At 46.8% G+C, this 20,495-nt stretch carries 17 protein-coding genes; 1 reads left to right on the top strand and 16 read right to left on the bottom strand.

The window, feature by feature from the left end; translation table 11 throughout:
• Positions 1-100 precede the first annotated feature (100 nt).
• From N774_RS0103345 to N774_RS0103425, 16 genes are all read right to left on the bottom strand, one after another.
• Positions 101-1,135 (bottom strand): NAD(P)/FAD-dependent oxidoreductase, encoded by a 1,035-nt coding sequence (locus N774_RS0103345; protein ID WP_024859883.1) that lies wholly within the window; start codon positions 1,133-1,135, stop codon positions 101-103.
• A 105-nt stretch (positions 1,136-1,240) separates the two neighbouring features.
• Positions 1,241-2,140, bottom strand: coding sequence for a carbohydrate ABC transporter permease (locus tag N774_RS0103350; RefSeq protein ID WP_024859884.1), 900 nt, complete (start codon positions 2,138-2,140; stop codon positions 1,241-1,243).
• On the bottom strand, positions 2,137-3,189 hold the full coding sequence (locus N774_RS0103355; RefSeq protein ID WP_024859885.1) for a carbohydrate ABC transporter permease: 1,053 nt from the start codon (positions 3,187-3,189) through the stop codon (positions 2,137-2,139). The genes N774_RS0103350 and N774_RS0103355 overlap by 4 nt, the downstream gene beginning before the upstream one ends.
• 111 nt (positions 3,190-3,300) lie before the next feature.
• Positions 3,301-4,785 (bottom strand): ABC transporter substrate-binding protein, encoded by a 1,485-nt coding sequence (locus tag N774_RS0103360; protein WP_024859886.1) that lies wholly within the window; start codon positions 4,783-4,785, stop codon positions 3,301-3,303.
• A 693-nt stretch (positions 4,786-5,478) separates the two neighbouring features.
• Entirely contained in the window at positions 5,479-8,019 is a 2,541-nt protein-coding gene (locus tag N774_RS0103370; RefSeq protein WP_024859887.1) for a lectin like domain-containing protein, read from the bottom strand.
• Positions 8,020-8,065: 46 nt separating this feature from the next.
• Positions 8,066-8,719, bottom strand: coding sequence for a C1 family peptidase (locus N774_RS0103375; RefSeq protein ID WP_024859888.1), 654 nt, complete (start codon positions 8,717-8,719; stop codon positions 8,066-8,068).
• Positions 8,720-8,813: 94 nt separating this feature from the next.
• On the bottom strand, positions 8,814-11,342 hold the full coding sequence (locus N774_RS0103380; protein ID WP_024859889.1) for an AMP-binding protein: 2,529 nt from the start codon (positions 11,340-11,342) through the stop codon (positions 8,814-8,816).
• Between the two features lie 5 nt (positions 11,343-11,347).
• Positions 11,348-11,566 carry a hypothetical protein gene (locus N774_RS0103385; RefSeq protein ID WP_024859890.1) on the bottom strand — a complete coding sequence of 73 codons (219 nt, stop codon included), beginning with the start codon at positions 11,564-11,566 and terminating at the stop codon, positions 11,348-11,350.
• A 12-nt stretch (positions 11,567-11,578) separates the two neighbouring features.
• Complete coding sequence (locus tag N774_RS0103390; protein ID WP_024859891.1) at positions 11,579-12,340, bottom strand: YdcF family protein; 762 nt, start codon at positions 12,338-12,340, stop codon at positions 11,579-11,581.
• Entirely contained in the window at positions 12,341-13,186 is an 846-nt protein-coding gene (locus N774_RS0103395; RefSeq protein ID WP_024859892.1) for a PHP domain-containing protein, read from the bottom strand.
• Between the two features lie 212 nt (positions 13,187-13,398).
• A complete protein-coding gene (gene rsmI, locus N774_RS0103400; RefSeq protein ID WP_024859893.1) occupies positions 13,399-14,223 on the bottom strand; it encodes a 16S rRNA (cytidine(1402)-2'-O)-methyltransferase in 825 nt (274 codons plus the stop codon).
• Positions 14,220-14,942, bottom strand: coding sequence for a tRNA1(Val) (adenine(37)-N6)-methyltransferase (locus tag N774_RS0103405; RefSeq protein WP_024859894.1), 723 nt, complete (start codon positions 14,940-14,942; stop codon positions 14,220-14,222). The genes rsmI and N774_RS0103405 overlap by 4 nt, the downstream gene beginning before the upstream one ends.
• A gap of 11 nt (positions 14,943-14,953) precedes the next feature.
• A complete protein-coding gene (locus N774_RS20055) occupies positions 14,954-15,964 on the bottom strand; it encodes an isochorismatase family protein (RefSeq protein ID WP_024859895.1) in 1,011 nt (336 codons plus the stop codon).
• The gene (gene mnmA, locus N774_RS0103415) at positions 15,961-17,037 is read right to left on the bottom strand and encodes a tRNA 2-thiouridine(34) synthase MnmA (RefSeq protein WP_024859896.1); all 1,077 of its coding nucleotides are present in this window, start codon (positions 17,035-17,037) and stop codon (positions 15,961-15,963) included. The genes N774_RS20055 and mnmA overlap by 4 nt, the downstream gene beginning before the upstream one ends.
• 44 nt (positions 17,038-17,081) lie before the next feature.
• Entirely contained in the window at positions 17,082-17,729 is a 648-nt protein-coding gene (locus N774_RS0103420) for an HAD family hydrolase (RefSeq protein WP_024859897.1), read from the bottom strand.
• A gap of 15 nt (positions 17,730-17,744) precedes the next feature.
• Positions 17,745-18,938 carry a nucleotidyltransferase gene (locus N774_RS0103425; RefSeq protein WP_024859898.1) on the bottom strand — a complete coding sequence of 398 codons (1,194 nt, stop codon included), beginning with the start codon at positions 18,936-18,938 and terminating at the stop codon, positions 17,745-17,747.
• Positions 18,939-19,187: 249 nt separating this feature from the next.
• Between N774_RS0103425 and N774_RS0103430 the strand changes: the two genes are divergently transcribed.
• The gene (locus tag N774_RS0103430; protein ID WP_024859899.1) at positions 19,188-20,387 is read left to right on the top strand and encodes an acetate/propionate family kinase; all 1,200 of its coding nucleotides are present in this window, start codon (positions 19,188-19,190) and stop codon (positions 20,385-20,387) included.
• Positions 20,388-20,495 lie beyond the last annotated feature (108 nt).

The following is a 20,495-nucleotide window of genomic DNA, read 5'->3' on the forward strand; positions in this document are numbered from 1 at the left end:
CCTTACACTTAATACTATTCAGCTGTACAAATGTTTAGAACAAAAAAGGACGCCGAAGCGTCCATAAAAAAGGCACTGACATAAGTCAGTGCCTATATTATTATAATGATAACTTCATTTCGCTGAACGTGTCAGCCAAACCTGCAACGAAATTCCACTGTCTCTCCATATATGTTTTAAGCATCTTTGTACGCTGCTGATAATCGTCCAACACACATACAGGCTCGTCAAAATGTTCTGTTATTGCATGAGCAGCTGCATTACCGCTTTCCATGCCCGCAGAAATACCCTCGCCCATTGGATTAAGAAAGCCCGCCGCTTCCCCTGCGAATAAGAGTCGTCCCTTACCGTAGTCGATTTTACACCCAGACCTAATATGAGGCATTAGCCATTTTTCTGCCTTTACAGTTTTGTCAATAACAAGCCCGTGTTTATCTTTCATGTAATGAATGAAGCTGTCATAATAGTCTGATATCTTATTAGTATCCTTAACGGCAACGCCCAGAACAAGCATATCATCCTTAACGTTGAACCAAGCGTCATATTCGGAAAGCTCAGGCTGAAGATATGCGTAGAAATAGTGTGGGTCAAGCTCTATTTTTCCTTGATTGAACGTCTGAAATGTTGTTATAAACTCAGGAGCGATATTCAGCTCTTTCCTCTTTATAACCGATGTAACACCACCGCAGTCAATTACATACCTTGCCTTCTCGCTGTAAAGCCTGTCGGAAAAGAGCTTCACCTCAATATTGTCATCTTTATTATCACACGCAATAACTGACGTCATGTCGCGCAGCTCCGCCCCTGCATTTACTGCATTTTCAGTAAGCCAGTTATCAAATGAGCTTCGCCAGACGTTGAGCCCCTCCTGATTGAAAGCATATTCTTTCCCTTTGTCGTTAGTAAATATCATACCATGATTATCTGTGGGAGTACACATTGCAGAATGCGGAACATCTTTCCCGAAATATTCCATGACCAGATCCATCGACTTCTTTATAAGAACACCCGAGCAGGATTTATACCGCGGCAGCTTCATACGTTCAACAAGAAGAACTTTCATATCATTATCTGATAATATCTTTGCCGCAGTCGCACCTGTCGGACCTGCGCCGACAACTATTACATCATACATAGCCTTACCTCATTAAATAATATATGCTTATTATAAGGCATTGGCGGTGAAATGTCAACTTTCCATAAAAAAACAGCACACCGAAGTGTGCTGTGATTTTTGTGATTATTCCTTTACACCACCAAGAGCAACACCAGCGATGATGAATCTTGAAAGGAGTACATATGCGATTATGATAGGAATAATTGAAAGTGCAATTGCAAGATAGATAGCACCGTAATCATTGAACTTATCAGATGACTGAAGAGCAGATACCATCATAGGAAGGGTCTTCTTCTTCAGATCAACACTGATGAGGATCATGTTAGGTGTATAGAAGTTGTTCCAGCTTGCGATGAAAGCGAAGATAGCCTGTACAGCTATAGCTGGCTTCATCATAGGAATTGCAATTGACAGGAATGTTCTGAACTCTCCGCATCCGTCGATACGAGCAGCTTCAACGATATCCAGCGGGAATGATGACTTCATGTATGATCTCATGAAGTAAACGACCGCAGGAGCTGCAATTGATGGAAGGATAAGAGGCCAGTAAGTATTTGTCAGCTTAAGATCTGACATAAATGCAATGAATCCGGCAGATGTTACCTGCATAGGTACCATCATAACAAGGAGGATAACTGAATATGAGATCTCCTTAAGCTTGAAATCATATACATGGATTCCGTAAGCAGTAAGAGCTGAAAAGAAAACTGTAAGGAAAGTTGAACATACTGTGATGATCAAGCTGTTCTTATAACCGTGGAAAGCGCTGTAGCAGAGCTTGAATCCGGGGTCTGTAAATACCTTGTTCCAGTTTGATTTCAGATAATGGCTCGGAACGAAGCTGAGTCCGTTTGCTATATCCGAATGTGAACGTGTAGCGTTAATAACAAGGATATAGATAGGAAGCAGACATATAATTGTAAGGAGAAGGAACCATACAAACAGGATACCTGACTTTAACTTGATCTTAGCTGTATAGTTATCCTTTGCCTTTCCGTAAACGTCTTTCATATTACCACTCATAAACTGATCCCTCCAAACTGCTTGCTTTCTTTCTTAGCCTGCTGAGCGATCTTTTTACGCTGCTTCTTCTTAGCGATCTCATCCTTGTCACGTGTGATATAGAACGCGATAAGTCCAAGAGTAAGAGTGATGAAGAAGAGGAGTACAGATGTAGCACCTGCGTAACCCATCTTATTCTCATCAGCCTGAGCGTGGAAGTACTGGAAGATCATTACCGCCAGTGTCTTGATGTGATCCTTAACGTTACCTGTCTTAGTGTAAAGGAAAGGAATATCGAACATCTGGAGACCACCGATCATGGAAGTGATAAGAGTATATGCCATGATTGGAGTCAGAAGAGGAAGAGTGATCTTTCTGAAGACCTGTCCTGAGCTTGCGCCGTCGATGCTTGCAGCCTCGAACAGTGAAGGGTTGATACCCTGGATACCTGACATGAGCATGATCATGGTATTACCGAACCACATCCATGTCTGGATAAACATGATTACAATACGTGAAGGCCATACACCCTCTACAAGAGGTATAGTCTTATAAATTCCTGATGCTTCATCTCTTGCAACAATGCCAAGCTTGTGCAGAATAAGGTTTACCGCACCGGGGTTAGTTTCTGACTGACCGCAGAGCTGAAGGAAAAGAACAGCTACTGAAGCAGCAGTGATGATATTGGGCAGGTACATAACAACCTTAAAGAAGCCCTTTCCAGGGATCTTTAACTGTGCTTCTGTAAACCATACCGCAAGTGAAAGTGAAAGTGCCAGCTGAGGAATGAAGTTACCGACCCAAAGGATAACTGTATTTCTCAAGCACTCGAAAAAGCTCTCGTGGATAACTCGAACTTTTCTGGTACCGCCAAAAAGAATGTCCTTATAATTCTGTAGTCCCACCCATGCTTCAACGGACTTACCGTTGCCATGGAAACTTACGATAAAGGTGTTGATCAGCGGCCATAATTGGAAAAAGAAATAAACAAGAAAAAACGGCAAAATAAAGATATAGCCATACTTAGCATAGCTAATTGACTTTATGCGTCTCTGCGCACCTGATGCCATAACACACACCCTCTCGGTAGAATATAATATAAATAAATATACACCTACGGAATACATAAGTATTCCGTAGGCATATTTATTACATTGTACAGTTAGACTATTTTACTAAAATTAGTCTTCCCACTCGAGATCAGGTACTGACTCAGCAACCTTGTCCTTGAATGCATTTACTGTATCATCCCAAGACTTGCCGCCCTCAAGGTAGTTCTCCTTAACAGCGTCAGCGAAGTTGCCCTTGATTGTTGAATCGAAAGGTGTGATAAGACCCTTGAAGTCGATGTTCTTAGCGTTGTTAGCGAGCTCTGCGAAGTAGTTCTGCTTGTCAACGAAGTTACCGGAAATGATTGGGTTGAATTCTGTGTTAGCAGAAATGAGGTCGTCCATAACCTTAGAGTTGTTTACATACTCAGGCTTGCTCTTAGCGTATGCAGACATCTTAGCCTCATCTGATGTAGCAGCAATGATGAACTCACGAGCCTCGTTACCGTTATCAGTCTTTGGATTTACAACCATCCAAGTACCGCCCCAGTAGAATGCCTGAGGTCCTTCACATACAGCCCACTTGCCGTACTGCTCGCCGCCCTTGTTTGCTTCCTTGTCATATCCGCCAGCAGCATCGAGGAAGAATCCGCCGAAGCCCCAAGTTGATACAAAGTAACCCATAACGTTGCCTGAAACGCCTGCAGCTGTCCACTCATCTGTCCACTGGCTGTTCTTTGTAACACCGCCGCAATCCCAGAGAGCCTTTGCTGTATCAGCAAACTTCTTGCAAGAATCATCGATCTGGAGCTTGTTGTCTACAACCCAAGGAGTTGTACGTCCGCAAGCAAATGCCTGCCACATACCGCCGAGTGAGTCAGCGAGTGCAACGCTCTTGCTTGACTTCTCAGATACTGTCTGAGCAGCCTTTACGAAATCATCCCAGTTGCCGATCTGCTTCTGCATGTCAGCAGGTGACTCAACGCCGAGGTACTCCTTAGCGAGGTCAGCTCTGTAAGCGAATCCACCAGCAGCTGCCTGCCATGAGATACCCTTACGAACGCCGTTGGAATCCTTACCGATTTCGTCTGTGTAGCTGTAGATATTTGGGAAATCCTTGTCACCAAGACCGAGCTTGCTGAGAGGAAGTGTTCTTGCGTCATCATTGATGTACTTGAGTGCCCAGTCAGCCTCTACGAAGTAAACGTCGAGATCTGAACCGTCGTTAAAGAGCTGGTCATAGTTCTCAGATGCCTGGCCGCCGCCTACACCGAAGTCAATGAACTTGATGCCTTCAACCTTGTTGTCAGCGAGCTGATCAACGATTGTATCTGCGTCGAGGCCCTTCCAAGAAGCGATAAGAGCAGGAACGTCATCGTGGTTCCAAGCTGCAACTGTGAATGTGTCGCCGCCCTGTCCAACTGAAGCGTCAACTGTGTCACCGTCAACTACCTCTGCAGTTGTATCAGCAGCTGTTGTTGCCTCATCGTTAGCAGCAGTTGTTGCCTCTGTGCCGTTATCAGATGAAGATGAATCCTTGCTGCCGCAGCTTGCGAAAGCTGTTGCAGACATTGCGAGTGTAGCTACTAAAGCTAAAGTTCTCTTAAGTGTGTTCATGAGATTTTTCCTCCTTAAATATCTATATTATACTTGCGTATAATATTTACGTGGTTAATTATGATTTGCGGGTAACATCGCGGTATTATTACTGTCCGATGATTGTGCTCACCGCTGACGTCCTGCAACCGTTCTGTCAGCCTTTGCTTCTGTTCCCGTGAAGTCATTTCTGCTCCACATATTTTTCTTTTGCTCAGCCATCGAATTTTATACTTCCCGAATGATCCTGCTCGAGCGGCGGTCAGCTGTGAACGTACTTCACATCTGTCGTCATAAGAGCCTTTGCATTTCTCATACATTCCGTATCATACTGCTGTGCATGCTCGGTTCCGAAAGTCACATCTTTCCCTTGCATATCACATACATTATGCAACAATTGCTTTTGCATTTACAAATATACCGTATTTTGCGATGGAAGTCAATACTTTGAATCATTTTGTAATGTTCTTTAACCCCTTTTTGGTTATAGAATACAAATCACACTTCCCCTGATTGTGCAAAAGCACAACAACAGCTCTTTTGTTATGAGAACGTTTGTTCTAAAGATTACAATTCGGTAAAAACACATTGCCGCTTATTACACAATGGGAAGCTTATTCTTTTATATCTATTGACCAACATATAAAATTTTTCCTTCTTTGCTTGTGCAGTTTTTGAGCGTTTTTGCCGAACATATATTCATCTTTGTTGAAATCAACCAATAGAATTGAATGCATATATCTCAAGTATCATGGAAGCATCCACTGCATTCAGCGTACCGTCGCCGTTCATATCACCTGTTTTCACCTGTTCTTCGGTAAGTTCTCCCTTTTCGCCGACAGAAACAGAAGCATAATGGCTAAGGACTATTGACGCGTCCACCGCATTTACAGCTCCGTCGCCGTTAACATCGCCTGCGGCAGCTCCCTTACGCTTATATACATACAGCGTTTCCGACGCAAAGGATTGATCGGTAGCAGAATACCTTACATAACACGGCACATCATATTTTATCTTGTTTCCAGGCTTATACTCACTGCCGATTATCTTATTGAGCTTCTCACTTTCAAGACCTGTACGCTTTTCCATGAGCTTGCCGAACGCCTCATATGTATAGCCGTATCCGCCTGCAAGCTCCTCCATCATTATTTCTGAGAAATAGCCCTCATAGGCTATCTCATATATATCGTCCTCGAATACGCAGCTGTCGGCGTCGTACTGCTTCAGCGAAGCAATATCGGGCAGCTGTTTCGGAGCGTCGGGAATATCATATCTTACAGTAGTGCTGGGGAACAAGCCGTTTCCGCCTGCTGCTCTCAGCCTGAAAGTCTCCCCGGGAATGATACTTATATAGTACAAGCCGTAATCCTCGGGAGCTATATCTGCACCGCTTATTATCCTGCCCTTTGCGGAAGTAAATCTGCTGTAATCTGAGCTTCCCACCGCTATCTCAAGCCTTTCGCTGATCTCTCTGCTGAAAGGACCGAGAGCTTCCGAGCGATAGTTTATCTTCATTTCCGAGATATCAGCTCTTTCGGGAACGCTTACAGGTATCTCTTTTCCGTCCTTGACAGCCGTCAGAGTCTGACCTGCGTATTCCATAACACTTGAGCCCGCAAAAAGCTCTTTTCCGTCGGCAGCATAGATCCTGTCGGCACGCGATGCAAGGATAGCACCATTCGGAGCATCAAAGCTTACCAGCGAACGGTTGATATGAAGCGTCACCGTGTTGTCGGTACAGTTCTCACCTGTCAGCTTCAGCTCGATATCTGTCACTCCGTAATCAGCCTTTACGGATTCTATCTTACCGTAAGCACCGTAGCTCATCCCGTTGTACTCAACATTATTGACAGTTCCGAGATACAGCGAGACGGAATCAAACTCCGCAGGGATATTGATAGTATATTCATTGTCGGATATCCTCTTAGCGTATTTAAGGTCGCGGCTGTAGCTCTCGGAAGACGTCTTATATCCTATCCAGTTGAAAGCGGCATATTTGGGAGTAAAGCTTCTCTTCGAGATAACATTGCCCTTAACGCCGCTGTCCATGACATATGCGGTTATCTTGACATCGTCGTTTACAGCAATAGGAGCTTCGTACCTGATCGACTCGTTCTCATCGCCTGTGGAATAATATATTTCTCCATGCTCCCTGTCCGAGAAAAGCTCTACCCTTTCATCGGGAGCTACAGCTCCCTCGGGCTGAGTGAACTTCACCTTGCCCACAGGCTCCGCATAGGCTTTCAGCGTCATATTGCCGAAATTCGACTTTATGTCGCCGATCTCAAACAGCTGTTTATAGTTTTTTTCGCCCTGCTGAGCATTTCGCCAGAGGTCTGTGTCATTTTCGTCTATGCCGTCATAGAGCTGCTCGATAAACGATTCAAGAAGAAACTGCTTCTCCTCTTCGGTGTATGTCACGCTCTCGTCGCAGACGTCCTTCCATGTGACACCGTCAGAGCTGAAAAAGCTCTCCCCTCTGCCTGTAAGACTTTTTATCGTACTGTCATCGGCAAAGGTGCTGATGTCAATTATTTCGTTGTCATCGCCCTCAACGTAAAGGCTGCTTTCCAGAGGCAGAACAAATGGCGTATCCTCGCAGTAAAGCTTTACCACAACGCTGAACTGTTCATTGCCCGTCAGTATCACAGGGTCTTCAAGGTCGATAGTGAAAAAGCCCGTGGCATCTATCCTGCCCTTGGTGACTGCCGAGGGAGTTCCAGAGGACGGGTCGTTCCTGTCCTTTAGTCCCGAATATACCGTCACCTCATATTCAGTCCCCGCATTATATATGTAGGTACCGACAGTACTCAGCTGAATATCTCCCACCGATGTAAAAATGTCCGCCATGTAGGAAGGTCCGTTTTCGTCGGCATCATCATAAGCTGACATGGTCTGTATTGGTATGAAGCTGTCATACTGATATATGATATCGTGCTCATCGGCGTTTTCAAGCTGATATACAGCAAAATCGCTGAGTGTGCCGTCATAATATGACAGCCAGAGATAGCCGTCGTCGCCGTCATGTGTTCCCCAGCTGTTCTGACAAAGCCATGCACCGTCGCCCTTTGGCTTCTTTTTGAAATGCTCCGCAGGGAAGCTGTCGTCCCAGCCGACTATAGTAACGGCATGGTTGGCAAATCTTGGCTTGCGCTCACAGTATGAGCTGTTATAAGTCCCTGACCAGTTCTTTCCCTTGTCTGACATATACGAAACGTCCACTGCCTGCCCTCTGTAAAGGAAATCCTTTACCATGGCATTTATTTCGTCAAAGTTGCTTCTTTCGCTGTCATAATCGAAATTATAGGCGTTTTTTCAGATGATAATCCGACTGAAAGTTCATCAGGTCTTTATCAGTATTATTGTCAAAAAAGCTTGTGTTCTCATAGGGAAGCTTATCCTCATTGACGGGACCTATCCACTGAGACCACAGATTGGTTATCATACGCGCATTGCCGCCCTCACCCAATATATCCACAGTATCGCTCGACTGAGGAACGAGCTGATTATAGCCGTAATAGTTATAATAAGCGGAATGGAGCTCTGAAAGGTCGATATAGGGTACAGACTGAAGCATACTTGACTCAGCACTGGCAACAGCAGCGTGTACCCAGCAGGTACCGTAAGAGCCCTGATTCTTCACAGATGTGGAGCCATAGACCTTGCGCATATCAAACTCTGACGGCAATTCAGCCGTATCACCTGCCGAGACAACAGCTTTGCCTATGGGCTTGCAGGGCGCTGCGGTCTCAAATCTCACGCCGTCCTGTGACGCGACGGAACGCAGCACGGGCATGGATAATGTGCCGCTGTGAGCTGACACGACAGCTTCTTTGTTATGCTGCTCCCATATGAACCTTGTTTCTGCCCGGACAGCCTCGGGTACGGAAAAACACGTTACAGCCGCAGCTGCAAGAACAGCCCCTAAACTTCTGCATATTCTCTTGATCTTCATTATATCACCCCCTATTTATATTAAATTATTATAACACATGATGGGCAAAATAGCAAGAAAAAGTCCACACTCCTGCGAGTGTGGACTCTGAAAACTATGCTGTAACTATACTGTCAGCCTTGTGGAGCTTCAGCTTTTCAACTGCCTGCTCTCTCATCTTGTATTTGAGTATCTTTCCTGCGGCATTCATGGGGAAGCCGTCTACAAAATCAACGTATCTCGGGCACTTGTGCTTTGCCATTCTTGCAAGGCAGAAGTCCTTTATCTCCTGCTCGGTAGCTGTCTCGCCGTCATGAAGAACGATACAAGCCATTATCTCCTCACCGTAGTCCTCATCGGGAACACCTATTACCTGTACGTCCTTTACCTTTGGATAGGTGTAGAGGAAGTCCTCTATCTCCTTGGGGTAGATATTCTCGCCGCCGCGGATTATCATATCCTTGATTCTGCCTGTTATCTTGAAATATCCGTCAGAAGAACGGCGTCTTGCAAGGTCGCCTGTGTGGAGCCAGCCCTCGCTGTCGATAGCGGCTGCAGTTGCTTCGGGCATCTTATAGTAGCCCTTCATGATGTTATATCCTCTTGCTACGAACTCGCCGTCAACGTCATCAGGAACCTCCTGATTTGTCTCGGGATCAACTATACGGCACTCAACGCCGAAGATAGGTCCGCCGACTGTATTTACGCGCTGTTCCAGTGAGTCGGTAGTCTTGCTCATAGTTGTTGCGGGAGAAGCCTCGGTCTGTCCGTAAGTGATGCATATCTCGCTCATGTGCATCTTCTCGACAACTTCCTCCATTGTCTTGATAGGACAGGGTGAACCTGCCATGATACCTGTTCTCATGTGTGAGAAATCAGTCTTTTCAAAGTCCTCATGTCCGAGCATAGCAATGAACATAGTTGGTACGCCGTGGAAGCAGGTTATCTTCTCCTTGTTTATGCAGGCCAGTCCCTTTCTCGGTGAGAAACGGGTAATAGGAGACATAGTTGTACCATGAGTCATGGAAGCGGTCATAGCCAGAACCATGCCGAAGCAGTGGAACATAGGCACCTGTATCATCATGCGGTCAGCTGTTGAGAGGTCCATGCAGTCTCCGATAGCCTTACCGTTGTTGACTACGTTATAGTGAGTGAGCATAACGCCCTTCGGGAAACCTGTTGTTCCCGAAGTGTACTGCATATTGCAGACATCGTGGATATCTATGGTCTTTCTTACGCGCTCAACTTCGCTGTACGGAACGTTCTTGGAGAGCTCCAGAGCCTGCTCCCATGTAAAGCAGCCCTTGTTCTCTGAATCGACTGTGATGACGTTCTTGAGGTAAGGAAGCTTTGCGGAATTCAGCTTGCCCGGCTCGCAGGTATCAAGCTCGGGGCAGAGCTCCTTGATGATATCTACATAGTTGATATTTTTGATACCGTCTATCATAACGAGAGTATTTGTATCGGACTGTCTCAGCAGATACTCAGCCTCGTGGATACGGTATTCTGTATTCATTGTAACAAGTACCGCACCTATCTTTGTGGTAGCCCAGAATGTGATATACCACTGGGGAACATTAGTCGCCCAGATAGCAACGTGGTCGCCCTTCTTTACGCCCATTGCAAGGAGCGAACGTGCGAAGGTGTCAACATCGTCACGGAACTCGGGATATGTTCTTGTATAGTCAAGCTCAGTATAACGGAATGCATACTGATTCGGGAACTGCTCGCAGATACGGTCGAGTATATCGGGGAATGTGTAGTTGAGGATACGTTCCTTCGGCCACGGATACTGACCGTCACCTCTCATGCTTGTCTGGAGAGGATGCTTGTGAGCCTTCTTGTAGGGAGCCATGTACTCTGCGAACTGAGGTATAACGATACCTGCATCGCTGAGGTCACGCGCCCAGCGCTTTACCCATTCAAGTGAGATATAGCCGTTATAGTTGATAGTGTCAAGGGCTTCTATCATAGCCTTTACAGGAATATCTCCTGTGCCCATGATCCTGTACTCAACTGTACCGTCCTCGCGCATAACGCTGTCCTTGACCTGTATGTATTTGATGTACTCACCGAGATTTGCAACTGTAGTCTCGGGAGCTTCGTTGTTATAGCGGTATGGGTGGTGCATATCCCAGAGTGCAGCCACCTTGCGGCTCTTTACGCTGTCGAGCACCTTTGCAAGTCTTGCAGTATCGGAATATACGCCGTTCGTCTCAACGAGGAGAGTTACATTGTACTCCTCTGCGATAGGTACAAGCTTTTTCAGAGCTTCTGCGATATAGTCATCATCAACATCACCAACAGGTGCAGGATCAAGATCGCCAAGTATTCTTATATAAGAAGCGCCGAGCTTGCTTGCAAGCTGAGCATATGCCTTTATCTCGTCCTCGGCTTCCTGATATTTATCCTTGAATTTAAGACATGCACCTGATGATAGGCAGGGTATTTCGAGACCTAGTGACTGTAGCTTAGCAATTGTATTAGGAAGCTGTGCTTCTGTAAAAGGCTGTGCCTTGACGGAGAATATCTCGTTTCCGAGACCTCTGATCTCAATTCCGTCGAATTTGAAATCCTTTGCCATTGAATAGATGTCTGTCCATGACCAATCAGGACAAGCAAGTGTTGAAAAACTAATTTTCACTTTGATCATTCCTTTTCATAATAATTGCTAATTTTTGCTACAGATTCTGTCTCACCCACGAGCTCCTCAACAGCATGGCTGCTTTTTGAAAAGCCCGATGATGTCATATATGCATAAGCCTGCTTCTTTGTTTTGAAGCGGCGTGCAAACTTAATTTCATACACGAAAAAGCGATGAGAGACCGCATACATGCCGTCAGAAAGACGCTTTATCACCCACTGCAAGTTCTATCGCTCCTATCCGCAAAGCTTATAGTGTAATACGCCGAACCATTCTCTCACCCAGTATGTGGGGAGAAGATACCATGGGGTCTTTCCCGAGACATTATAGGTACTCATGCCCTGCTTTTCGGCTATCATATCTGCGCGGAGCTGATGAAAGCCGTCGGTAATGAGAGTAACTCTTTCCGGCAGACCATTCTCTGCTATGATCTTTTTGGAAAAGCGCAGATTCTCCTCGGTATTCACGGACTTGTCCTCCATGAATATCCTCTCGGGAGCGATACCCTGCCCCACAAGCCAGTCCCTCATGCACTGAGCCTCACTTATGGATTCGTCTTTTCCCTGTCCTCCCGAAACTACAGCGCAAACGCTCTCATGCTCCGAAAGATAGGTATAAGCGGCTTCAAGTCTGCGTCCCAGCATAAGGCTCGGTCTGCCGTCCTTGACCTTGCAGCCGAGGACTACTACAGTAGTATTCTCGTCCTTGGGCGGATCGCTGACCGCACGGAGCATAAACACGCTTATAACAACTGCAAGCACCAATGATACCGCAGTAACGACTCCCAATGCAGAAAGGAATATCCTGCCAAGAGGTCTTGCCCACGACTTTCCGAGAAAAGCCGTAAATCTGCCCCACAGTAGAAATATCGCTGTAAGCAGAGCCGTAACTGCCATTCCTGCTCCGTTGCCGAGATTGATTATGCCCTTCGTCACAGGAACAGCAAACAGCAGAAAAAGTACTAAGCACAGCCCTGCGGGAATAAGCTTTGCGTCCATTTAAGCCTCTTTGCTTCTTGCAGCAGCAAGCTTCAGTATCCTGTCAAGATTCTCCTTGGAAGTTGTCTCACTTCCCAGGTGAGTAGGTACCTTGTTGTACAGTCCGTGGAAGTCGGAGCCCCCTGTCTGTATAAGCTCATACTTATCGGCTATTGCTCTAAGCTCGCTGCGGCAGTTCTCATCGGCGGAGAAATGTCCTACCTCAACGCCGTCTATCTTGCCGTTCTTTGCAAGCTCCTCAAGAAGCTCCATATTGTTGTACTGTGCAGGGTGAGCCATAACTGCTACACCTCTTGCTGTATGTATCAGGTCAATAACAAAATTTACGTCGGGGTACTCACGCTCCATGTAGCATGAACCGTCCTTTGGATTGAACAGCTCCCTGTCCAGATCACCGTAGAATTCAAGCGCATAGCCATAATCTATGAGAGCTCGCATTATGTGCTGCTTGAATATGCTCTTTGAAGCTGTGGTACGTTTGAGTATGCTTTCCTGAGTGATCGGGAACTTAGCCATGACCTTTTCGATCATTTCCTTGGAGCATTCCTTTCTGATCTCGCAGGATTTCAAGCATAGTCCCTCAAGTCTGTTTGGCTTTGAGGGCGCATAGCAAAGTATGTGTACCTTGCTGTTTCTTTCCTTATCCCATGCCGATAGCTCTACGCCGTGGAGCATTTTTACTCCTGCGCGTTCACCAAGAACATCAGCTCTTGAAAAAGAAGCCATTGTATCGTGGTCCGTAATGGAGAGCCAATCGATATTCATGCGCTTCGCCTGTGCAATTACATCTTCAATGCCAAGCGAACCGTCGGAAAGTGTAGTGTGACAGTGCAGATCGCAAATCATACATAACCTTCTTTCACCGCTGAAAAAAAACGCGGCTGAATTAAATAATATTGTATTTATATGGCGCTTTTTTTAGAACATAATCGCAAATTTTACCGTAACAATATAAATAACGCCTATAATTATATCACAAATCCACGGAAAGTTCAAGTATTTTATTTCATTTTTCACCTTTCTATCACTTTTAAGTGATATCAGGGTAAAGCATCAGCTTATTGTAGCATGGAATAAAGCTCGCTTTTTCGGAAGCCCGTCTCCTTTGCAACAGCCTTGCAGGCGTCCGTAGGCTTCTCGCCCATTCCGATCAGTTTGTTCACCTGCTCCATAGCCTGCTCAATGGTTATCTCGCCGCCTAAGCTCTCCTGAGCTCCTTCAAGTACAAGGACGTACTCTCCGCGGGGCTCGTTTATCTTGTAGTACTCCACAGCCTCAGACAAAGTGAGTCTCAGGACTTCCTCATGTATCTTTGTGAGCTCGCGGCACAGGGATATCCTGCGCTCTCCCCCAAAGGCTTCCGCAAGATCGGCAAGAGTGGTTTTCAGCTTGTGTGGAGCTTCATAGAACACCATGACAGCAGTCTCTCCGCGGAGCTTTTCAAGTCTTTCTGTACGTTCTTTCTTTGGTACGGGCAGGAAGCCCTCAAATGTGAAGCGGCGTGTGCTGAGTCCCGAAATGGCAACTGCCGAGACAACAGCGCTGGGTCCGGGAACTACCTTGATGTCGATGCCACTCTCGGCACACATCTTGACGAGCACCTCTCCGGGATCGGAAATGCAGGGCATACCTGCGTCAGTGACGATACCGCAGCTCTCCCCTGCAAGGAGCCTGTCGATTATGCGCTGCGCGTCAGTCTTGGAGCTGTGCTCGTGGAAGCTCACAAGGGGCTTCTTTATCTCAAAACGATTGAGAAGCTTCAATGTAACACGGGTATCCTCAGCACAAATGAAGTCCACCGAGCCGAGGGTATCCAGCTGTCTCAGCGTAATGTCATCAAGATTGCCTATAGGAGTTCCTATAACGTAAAATGTACCGCTCATGGCTGCTCCTTTCCTGTGTCGTATATTCTCTGCAATTCATCAGTGAAGCCGTTCTCACTGCGTATATAGAGCTGGGGTTCAACTTTCATAAAGGGCTTGGAGCCCTTTTTGCCCTCAATAAGAAACAGCCACGGCGCTTCATCGGCGTTTTTCGATACGAAGCGAAGCCTTTTTGGCTCGATATCATGGCATTTCATGGCATAAATGACGTCGCTTAGGCGCTCGGGACGGTTGCAGACGCATAGCCTGCCGCCGAATTTCAAGAGCTTCTGAGCTGCAGCACACACGTCATCAATGGTGCAGAGTATCTCATGGCGGGCTATTTTCTGAGCTGTAATGACACTCTGAAAGCCTGCATTGTTCACCTTGTATGGCGGATTGCAGGTCACAAGGTCCAGCTGTCCCAGAGGAGCGTCCTCCCACAGCTCTTTCAGGTCGGCGCATATGGGGACGACGCCAGTAGTTTCGCTCTTTTCAAGTCCAAGACGGAGCTGCTCTATGGCGCCCTCCTGTATATCCACCGCGTAGGTTACCTTAGGGGGCATTTTCTTCTGCATTATAAGCGGTATTATACCGCAGCCCGTACCCAGGTCGCATGCCTTGTCCTTTGCGCGGTACTGAGAGAAGTCCGCAAGCAGAAAGGCGTCCGTACCGAAGCGGTGGTCGCTGCTGGCGCAGACGTAAATTTTATCGGTGAGTTTTTCGTATTTGTATTCCATATTTTTCCTTTTTATCTTTTCATCATTACAATGTATTCTGTAGTTCCCTCTTCCAATTTCCTTGTATCTGTAAGATGAAAACCATGCGCTTCATAGAAGCGGACAGCATCAATGTTCTTTTCTATTGTCCAGAGATAATTGACTGAAAAGTTTTCTTTGGCATATTCGATCAATTCCGAGCCGACTCCCTGCCCCTGAAAGAAATGATCAACATATAATTCAATGATCTCTTCTTTCTCTATGCGGATAAGCCCTTTTATGATCCCGTCATCATACAGGAACATATTGTTCAGAAAGCCGTTTTCAATGTACTTTTTTGCAACAGGAAGCACCTGTAATTCTCCGAATGAGTATGCGTCGTCATTAAATATAGAACGATACTTCATCCGTTTTGCAAACACAAGTATCTCCGCAATTCTCGAAGCGTCTTCTTCCGAAGCTCTTCTGATATGGTTCTCATTAGCTCTGCTAAATTCGGGCATTTCATTGTTGCTATGTATCAGTTCAAGAGCTTCTGCCATTTTTACGCATTTTGCATACCTTTTTTTCCACATGAACTCGTTGTAGTAGCGGTAGGTCTGCGCCCCTGTCATAAAGTCGTTGTCAAAGGTGGAGTTGCAGTACTCGGGAACTATCATCTCGAAGCCATGCTCAAAGCCGCACTTCACCGTTGCGTCCATGCAGTAATCCGTCTGCAAGCCTGTGACTATGAGCCTTTTCACGGTTTTTTTCTGCAAGTATCCAAGCAGTCCGCTGTCACGAAAGGGACTGTTCACATACTTGTCGAATATGTGCTCCCCTGATTCGGGAGCAAAGCCGCTGTAAATGTCAAAGCCATCATTCCCCTTTGAAAGCGGCTTACCCTCACCGTCGTCATGACGGACATATATTACTTCAACGCCGTTTTTACGGGCTTCGGCTATTAAAGTGCGGACATTTTCCGTAAATAAGTCAAAGGCATAGAGCCTGTCGTTTGTAATGAGCTCCTGCGCGTCTATAACAAGAAGTGCCGTTTTCATCATTTTATGGTACCTCCGCCCACTACTATATCCCCATCGTAGAGAACTACCGCCTGACCGCTTGTCACAGCCCTCTGGGGCTGGTCGAACTCCACCATATACTCGCCGTTTCCGAGATATGTGACCGTGGCAGGCTGCTCTTTCTGGCTGTAGCGCGTTTTCGCAGTCACGCGCATGGGAGCTTCCAGCTTTTCAATGGATATAAGGTTAAAATCATCGGCGATAAGGCTCTTTGTGTAAAGGTCGGACTCCAGTCCGAGGGTGACAGTATTTGCGGCAATGTCCTTTTTTACTACGTAGGCAGGGTGACCGAGGGCGATACCCAGTCCTTTGCGCTGTCCGATAGTGTAGTTGATTATGCCCTTGTGCTCTCCGAGGACTTTGCCGTCCATGTCGATGAAGCTTCCGCAGGGCATATCACAGCCCGTAAATCTGCGTATAAAGGCTGCATAGTCCCCGTCAGGCACAAAGCATATGTCCTGACTGTCGGGCTTGTTGGAGTTCACCAGTCCTGCCCTCTCCGCAAGCTCGCGTACCTGTGTTTTTTCAAGCTCACCCAGAGGGAAAAGGGTATGGGAGAGCTGCTCCTGAGTGAGTGCGTACAGCACATAGGTCTGATCCTTGCTGCGGTCTGCGGGACGTTTCAGCAGATAGCGTCCCCGCTCCTCGTCGTACTCATTGACAGCGTAATGTCCCGTAGCTATGTAGTCGTAGCCCAGCTCATGAGCTCTCCGCAGCATCTTGTCGAACTTAACATGGCGGTTGCACTCGATACAGGGATTGGGCGTCCGTCCGCAGAGATAGCTGTCCGCAAACTGCTTCATGACGTACTCTCGGAAGTTGTCCTTGAAGTTGAAAACAAGATGCTCAAAGCCAAGTCGGTAAGCCACGCTCCTTGCGTCCTCGACGTCAGACAGGGCACAGCAGGTCTTGCCCTCTTTTTTCGCCTCGGATATATCCTCATCGGAAAAGAGCTTCAGCGTTACTCCCATTACCTCGTAGCCCTTATCGCGCAGCAGCATTGCCGCAACTGAGCTGTCAACGCCGCCGCTCATTCCGACCATAACCTTTTTCATTTTATCGCTCCTTTTGAAAACAGCACGGGCGAACATAGTTCGCCCTAAAGTATATTTATTATCTCGTCAAGCGACCTGACGTAATAGTCCGAAATCTCAATGATTCGCGGCATATCGGCTTCTGCCACGCTGTCGTATACTCCGCATACGGGAAAGCCCGCGGCTTTTGCGGTCTCGATACAGTGGAGGGAATCCTCTATGACAAGCGTTTCCTGCGGCAAAATGCCGAGACGCTCCGCTCCGCCGAGAAAAATATCGGGAAAATTCTTGCCTGTGGGATATTCCCTGTCAGTAAGCAGAAATCTCATTCTGTCATAAACACCGCAGCGTTTCAGGGCAGCTTCCGCAAGTCCTTTGTAGGTAGCTGTTGCTACACCGTATGGTATATCACGGCTGTCAAGGAAGTCAAGAAGCTCCGAAACATGGGGCTTCAATGGTATCTGCTCCTCATAGCGCTGACGCACCATGTCCTCGATGCGCTTTATGACGTATTCCTTGGTGCAGCTCAGACCGAAGCGGTCAATGAAGTACTGCGACGACTCATCAACGGTCATCTTCTTTACTACGTCCGAGACCTCCGCAGGCGGATCGGCTATGCCGTTTTCTATTAAGAATTCGCGGTCTATGCTGCTCCAAACTGTCATAGAGTCCAGCAAAGTTCCGTCAAGATCGAAAATTATTCCCTTTATCATCTGTTCTCCCGAGTTTTATTCCATATCTATCATTATTTTGGCTCTGTAGTCCTTTTGTGCCGAAGTAACGGTATCCAGAGCAAGTCCGTATATGTCGGAGGCTCTTATCTCAAGCTCCGCAAAGCGCTCTGCGGTGTCGCTGAGCTGTGAAAGCTTGGCTATAGAGGAAGCAAATGGTATCTTCGCAGATTCCTTTGCACGGGCAAGTATCTCTCTGCCCCGCTCGTTGAATGCCAGTATCCTGCCATACGGCGGGAGCTGCTTCATATCCTCTTTCGTGATGCCTATAAGTAGGGACAGCATTATGCGCCTTATCCTCGCCATAGTGTATCTCTTGGTCTTGACCGTGAACAGCAGCTCGTCAAGAGAGCCTGCCATTCTTGCTCCGTATATCCTGTGCTCAAGCCCCTGCCCTACATCGTATATCCGGGATATTTCCTCCGCAGAGCTTGTTCTGAGCTTATAAAGCATTACCCGCTCCAGACGGCTGATCGATGCCGTTTCGCCTTTTTCAGCCGCATCAGCTATTGCGTCAGCCCACTGTGGAGTAGTAAACTCTCCGATATCGGATTTGTTGTCTATCATTTCACGTATGAGAGAAGCACTGGCAAAGCCGTCACTGCTCTCTTTGCCGTCATGTGCGGCATTTTTCCGCTTGACCGTGAAAGCATTCATTGCGCTGCCGCTCTTTTTCAGCGCCCTCAGATACTCTATTGCGAGAAGATTATTGGGCTCCGAGATTATGGAAGCCGCCTCAGGGTCGAATCCGTTGACCACTGAATTCAGCGCCCTCGGATAAGTGTAGCCCTTTTCCATGATGCTTTTTATCTCGTCGGCGTGAGTCACCGCCGCAAGATCAACGGTCTCCATAGCCTTCAGAAGCTTCTCCGCATCCCCGCACTCGCTGCCGAAGGATATCTCGTCCACAGCTCCGAGAGCGTCAAGGAGATATACCGCTCCTGCCGCAAAATTCTCCGCTGAGGAAAGACAGTACTGCACAGGGAGCTCGATAACAAGGTCTGCTCCCGAGCGTACCGCAAGGCGGGCACGTTCAAGCTTGTCCATTACGGCTGTATCCCCCCGCTGTACGAAGTTGCCGCTCATCACAGCAGCTATATGCGTCGCACCGTTTTCACGGGTCTTTCTTATGTGATAAAGATGTCCGTTATGGAAGGGATTATACTCGCAGATTATACCGCTGACTTTCATTTTACTACCTCTCTTCTTAAATTTCAATGATTTTTCGTAAATTTTTATCTACTCTACAGATTATTAAAGTATTACTGCTGCGTTTTGGGCGATTTGCAAAAGGATTTGCGTGTTTTTTACCGCCATAAAGGTCAAAAAACTCACATTACTGACCTCTTAACAGCTTTTATTTGAAAAAAGGACTTGCATTTTTCAAAAAATAGTATATAATAATATATGCAAAATATATTTTTGAAAGGAATTACATATATGATCATCTTAGTTGTTAATGCGGGAAGCTCTTCCCTCAAGTATCAGCTCATCGACATGAGCGATGAGAGCATGATCGCAAAGGGAAACTGCGACCGTATCGGTATCGACGGACATATCAACCACAAAACTGCTGACGGCAGAGTTCTCGATCAGGACTGTGCATTCCCTACTCACACAGAAGCTTTCATGAAGCTGGTAGAGGCTCTCACAACAGGTCCTGCAAAGGTAATCGACAGCATGGAGGAGATCTCCGCTGTAGGTCACAGAATAGTACAGGGTGCTGACGTTTTCGACAAGTCTGTTCTCGTAACTGACGAGGTAATCGACAAGATCGATGAGCTCCGCGAGCTTGCTCCTGTTCACAACCACGCACATGCACTGGCTCTCAGAGCATGCAAGAGCGTTATCCCTGCAAACGTTCCTCAGGTAGTTGTATTCGATACAGCTTTCCACCAGACAATGCCTCCAAAGGCTTATATGTTCGGTCTTCCCTATGATGATTATGAGAAGCTCCATGTAAGAAAGTACGGCTTCCACGGCACATCACACCGCTTCGTATCAAAGGCTCTCGCTGAGGCTATGGGCAAAGACGTAAAGGATCTCAAGATCGTTTCATGCCACCTTGGCAACGGTTCCTCCATCACAGCTGTTGACGGCGGAAAGTCAGTTGATACATCAATGGGCTTCACACCTCTTGACGGTGTAGTTATGGGTACAAGAACAGGTTCCGTTGATCCTTCTGCCGTAACATTCGTTGCTGACAAGCACGGCTTTACTCCTTCACAGATGAGCGAATACATGAACAAGAAGTCAGGCTTCCTTGGAGTATCAGGCGTTGGTTCCGATAACCGCGACATTCAGGAGGCTGCTAACAACGGCAACCAGAAGGCTCAGCTGGTTTCTGATATGCTCACATACGAGATCCAGAAGTACATCGGCGCTTACGCTGCTGCTATGAACGGCATCGACGCTGTTCTCTTCACAGGCGGTATCGGCGAGAACTCATGGGAAGTAAGAGAAGCTGTATGTCAGAATATGGATTACTTCGGAATCAAGATCGACGAGGCTCTCAACCGCACTATCAGAGGCAAGCTCACAAAGATCTCTACTCCCGATTCAAAGATCGAGGTATGGATCGTTCCTACAAATGAGGAGCTTCTTATCGCAAGAGATACACTTGCTCTCATTTCTAAGTAATTATAACATAAATATTTTTATAAAGCAACAAAAACTCGATGCATTGATCTGCATCGAGTTTTTGTTTTTTAACGCTTATGCGGAACGCCGAGGACGACGTTCCCTACT

The organism is Ruminococcus flavefaciens AE3010, from assembly GCF_000526795.1.
Taxonomy (GTDB): Bacteria; Bacillota; Clostridia; order Oscillospirales; family Ruminococcaceae; genus Ruminococcus; species Ruminococcus flavefaciens_D.

Excerpts from the sequence above, each read along its gene's own strand:
- N774_RS0103390 (WP_024859891.1), bottom strand. The coding sequence starts at position 12,340 with ATGGACGCAAAGCTTATTCCCGCAGGGCTGTGCTTAGTACTTTTTCTG.
- N774_RS20055 (WP_024859895.1), bottom strand. The coding sequence starts at position 15,964 with ATGATGAAAACGGCACTTCTTGTTATAGACGCGCAGGAGCTCATTACA.
- N774_RS0103395 (WP_024859892.1), bottom strand. The coding sequence starts at position 13,186 with ATGATTTGCGATCTGCACTGTCACACTACACTTTCCGACGGTTCGCTT.
- N774_RS0103425 (WP_024859898.1), bottom strand. The coding sequence starts at position 18,938 with ATGAAAGTCAGCGGTATAATCTGCGAGTATAATCCCTTCCATAACGGA.
- rsmI (WP_024859893.1), bottom strand. The coding sequence starts at position 14,223 with ATGAGCGGTACATTTTACGTTATAGGAACTCCTATAGGCAATCTTGAT.
- mnmA (WP_024859896.1), bottom strand. The coding sequence starts at position 17,037 with ATGAAAAAGGTTATGGTCGGAATGAGCGGCGGCGTTGACAGCTCAGTT.
- N774_RS0103370 (WP_024859887.1), bottom strand. The coding sequence starts at position 8,019 with ATGGTAAAGGATTTCCTTTACAGAGGGCAGGCAGTGGACGTTTCGTAT.
- N774_RS0103430 (WP_024859899.1), top strand. The coding sequence starts at position 19,188 with ATGATCATCTTAGTTGTTAATGCGGGAAGCTCTTCCCTCAAGTATCAG.
- N774_RS0103420 (WP_024859897.1), bottom strand. The coding sequence starts at position 17,729 with ATGATAAAGGGAATAATTTTCGATCTTGACGGAACTTTGCTGGACTCT.
- N774_RS0103350 (WP_024859884.1), bottom strand. The coding sequence starts at position 2,140 with ATGAGTGGTAATATGAAAGACGTTTACGGAAAGGCAAAGGATAACTAT.
- N774_RS0103405 (WP_024859894.1), bottom strand. The coding sequence starts at position 14,942 with ATGGAATACAAATACGAAAAACTCACCGATAAAATTTACGTCTGCGCC.
- N774_RS0103345 (WP_024859883.1), bottom strand. The coding sequence starts at position 1,135 with ATGTATGATGTAATAGTTGTCGGCGCAGGTCCGACAGGTGCGACTGCG.
- N774_RS0103375 (WP_024859888.1), bottom strand. The coding sequence starts at position 8,719 with ATGAAGATCAAGAGAATATGCAGAAGTTTAGGGGCTGTTCTTGCAGCT.
- N774_RS0103355 (WP_024859885.1), bottom strand. The coding sequence starts at position 3,189 with ATGGCATCAGGTGCGCAGAGACGCATAAAGTCAATTAGCTATGCTAAG.
- N774_RS0103360 (WP_024859886.1), bottom strand. The coding sequence starts at position 4,785 with ATGAACACACTTAAGAGAACTTTAGCTTTAGTAGCTACACTCGCAATG.